Annotated in this window: 4 protein-coding genes and 2 pseudogenes; 4 read left to right on the top strand and 2 right to left on the bottom strand. The window is 48.4% G+C overall.

All coding sequences use genetic code 11. The annotated features are described in order from the left end of the window. Nucleotides 1–264, top strand: a 264-nt coding sequence (locus tag O3682_RS11620; RefSeq protein ID WP_371510172.1) for a hypothetical protein, incomplete at its 5' end; no start/stop codon positions are given. A gap of 130 nt (nt 265–394) precedes the next feature. Here the strand turns inward: O3682_RS11620 and O3682_RS11615 are convergent. Beyond that, nucleotides 395–1,018 (bottom strand): biliverdin-producing heme oxygenase, encoded by a 624-nt coding sequence (locus tag O3682_RS11615; protein WP_070461566.1) that lies wholly within the window; start codon nt 1,016–1,018, stop codon nt 395–397. A gap of 452 nt (nt 1,019–1,470) precedes the next feature. Between O3682_RS11615 and O3682_RS11610 the strand changes: the two genes are divergently transcribed. The 3 genes and pseudogenes from O3682_RS11610 (at nt 1,471) to O3682_RS11600 (ending at nt 2,877) form a co-directional block, all read left to right on the top strand. Continuing rightward, entirely contained in the window at nt 1,471–2,007 is a 537-nt protein-coding gene (locus O3682_RS11610) for a gamma carbonic anhydrase family protein (protein WP_019270852.1), read from the top strand. 39 nt (nt 2,008–2,046) lie between these two features. Next, nucleotides 2,047–2,645: pseudogene (locus O3682_RS11605) on the top strand (Maf family protein). A 25-nt stretch (nt 2,646–2,670) separates the two neighbouring features. Beyond that, nucleotides 2,671–2,877, top strand: a complete 207-nt coding sequence (locus tag O3682_RS11600) for a hypothetical protein (protein WP_371510171.1) — start codon at nt 2,671–2,673, stop codon at nt 2,875–2,877. A gap of 128 nt (nt 2,878–3,005) precedes the next feature. Here O3682_RS11600 and O3682_RS11595 read toward each other — a convergent pair. After that, nucleotides 3,006–3,146: pseudogene (locus tag O3682_RS11595) on the bottom strand (IS5/IS1182 family transposase); the annotation flags it as partial.

Raw genomic sequence — 3,146 nt, 5'->3', positions numbered from 1 at the left:
GCTTTCTTAGCGTCTTCTGTTTGTTTTGAATCACCTCCTCCGCCCGAGCCGGAATTATTGCCCGGCTGCTGCGGGGTCGGTGCAGGCTGTGCAGACAGCGTACCACCACCGCTTGAACCACATGCACTCAATGCGATGCTGCAGGCAATCGCCAACATACTTAATTTAAATGATTCCTTCATGGTAAAACTCCTGAATGTGATAATGGTATTTTGGAATGATGGTGATAAAATATTTGATAACTATTTACATCAAACCAATTAAAAAATACCGCAGATGCGGATAACCAAACAATACAACACTTACACCAGCATGAAGGTCGTCTGAAAACAGAATTTATGAATCCGCGTATACAGATGTGTTTCAGACGACCTCTACTTATATCGTCAAACCATTAATGACGGTGCGGAACAAAGCCTTCCGGAGCTTCCGCACCTGCAGGCAGGTCAAATGTTTCGCGCAGAACGACTTTGTAGAACGCAAATGCATCTTTTGCACCTTGAATCGCTTCGGCTTCAGCTTCAGGACTTAAACCCAAAGCATTCAGATGCTCGACAAAAGCACGCCAATGTTTGCCGCGGCCGTTCGGATGGGGGGCGAGGTGGCGCGCGCCGTGTTCGCCGGTGTAATCCAGTTTTTGCGCGTGTTTAAACAAAAATGCTGCGCCCAAATTGGAACCTTCGGCGCAATACAGCCAACCGATGGCTTTGTTGCCGGTTTCATGCGGCAGCGGTTTACCGTATTCGTAAGGTTTGTCGCCCAAATCAGCCAAGTCTTGCGTTACCGCGTCGTAACGCGCCATGTATTCCAGCTCAGGAATGGCTTTGTTCAACTCGGAGTCTTTATAAATATGATCGACCGCTTTGTGGAACACGGATTGCAGTTTCAAAAATTTGATGTAATTCTCTTTGTTGGTAAACGGCTCGACAGACATAACCAAGTTGTCCACGCTATCGTGAATAGTTGTAGTCTGCTCTTTCAGCCGTTTGGCAAAAGTCAGCTCTTGTGTTTCGCTCATGTGAATATACTTCATACAGTTTCAGACGACCTTCCGGCCGCCTTTATTTAAACAAGGTGGATTAGATAGATTTGAAAACGGATATGGGATGAAAGCCAAGGTTTGTGAGATTGGAAACCCACCAAACCTGTTTGAAAACAAACCATCGGGTTTCGTTATTTTATGAAATATTTTTTTAAAATATATATCATTCCAATTCAAATGGCAAGAGAATGATTTGCAGCTACTTGTAACTACAAGATAATAAAGGACAATTTTCCACCTTCGGTAAACAAGAGATGCAGGCCTAACGGAAAATGGTTCTATAACCATAAAAAATATTGTTTACAAAGACATGACGACATCTCGGGAGACACCGCCCTTGCCTCACCTGCGTCAAAACGGCATGCTTTCGCCATACCGAGCCGCAGGTCGTCTGAAACCTGCCACACTATCAAAAAGAAAGAAACAACATGAACCCTATCCGTCCCTTCTTAGACCATACTCCCCAAATCCACGAATCCTGCCTCATCGACGAGACCTCCGTCATCATCGGCGAAGTATCGCTTGCCGAAGACGTATCCGTTTGGCCGTATGCCGTGTTGCGCGGCGACGTGAACAGCATCAGCATCGGCGCGCGCAGCAATGTACAGGACGGCAGTGTCTTGCACGTTTCGCACAAAAACGCGGAAAAGCCTGAAGGTTCGCCCCTTATCATCGGCGAAGACGTAACCGTCGGACACAAAGTCATGCTGCACGGCTGCCGCATCGGCGATCGTGTGTTGATCGGGATGGGTACAATTATTCTGGACGATACCGTCATTGAAGACGACGTGATGATAGGCGCAGGCAGCTTGGTGCCGCCACGCAAACGTTTGGAAAGCGGCTATCTCTATGTCGGCTCGCCCGTCAAACAAGTCCGCCCGCTGACCGAAAAAGAAAAAGAATTTTTGAAATATTCTTCTGCGCATTATGTGCGCCTGTCCGGCCAACACAAACAGTCAAAATAATTTTCAGACGACCTTATATCCCCTAAAAAAGAAAGTTTTATGCACACACTCTACCTACCTCCGGTAGCCCGCGCCGCCGCGAAATTCTGGAAAACTTAAGATTCAAAGTTATCCGTATCCCTGCCGACATCGACGAAACGCCGCATTCCGACGAAAAAGCCGCCGATTATGTGCAACGTATGGCGCAGGAAAAAAATGCCGCCGCCGTCGAGCAATGGTTTGCCACACACGACGCGTCGCCCGAATATCCGATTCTGACCGCCGACACTACGGTCGCCTATCAAAACCACATTCTCGGCAAACCGGAAACCGAAGCCCAAGCAGCCGAAATGCTCGCCCGGCTTTCAGGGCAGACACATCAGGTGCTGACTGCCGTATGCATATATTGGCAAGGGAAAACGCGCGGCGTTTTACAAACCAGCGATGTACGTTTCAAAACCTTGTCTGCCGAAGAAATATCCGCCTATATCCGAAGCGGCGAACCGATGGACAAAGCGGGCGCGTATGGCATTCAGGGTTTGGGCAGCGTGTTTGTCGAGCATTTGCAAGGCAGCTTTACAGGCGTGATGGGCCTGCCCGTTTACGAAACGGTCGGCTTGTTGGAACAATTCGGATTGAGTATTCCCCCATTTGCCTGATTTTAAATACCTTCAAACAAACATTATGAAAACATACGTCTTCCCCTTTTTATCCGCAGTATTCCTTCTCGTTGGCTGCACCACTTTTTCAGACGACGGTACACCCGCCATCCGCAAAGGCAACGACAGCATCCTCTCTTTCGGGAAGCTTGGCTCCGCTATAGAAGATGCGCCCGCAGGCGGCTGGGTCATGCTCGGCGATCAATACACCTATGAGACCTTTGCAAAATAGCCCTTTCCTCAACAGCCGAAGCCCAAAACAGGTTTTCGGCTGTTTTTATTTCAAATATCCACTGATTCTACTCAAATTCCCCCTTAATCCCTCTTGGATACCTGATTAAGCAGGCATCCGGCCGCCTTTTAGGCAGCAATAGGCGCACTTAGCCTGTTGGCGGCTTTCAAAAGGTTCAAACACATCGCCTTCAGGTGGCTTTGCGCACTCACTTTAATCAGACCAAAATAGGCTGCCCAGGCGTAGCGGAATTTACGGTGCAACGTACC

Source organism: Neisseria sp. 27098_8_112 (assembly GCF_041433235.1).
Classification (GTDB): Bacteria; Pseudomonadota; Gammaproteobacteria; order Burkholderiales; family Neisseriaceae; genus Neisseria.
Note: the sequence above shows the minus strand (reverse complement) of the source record. Positions and strands in the feature narration are given on the sequence as shown.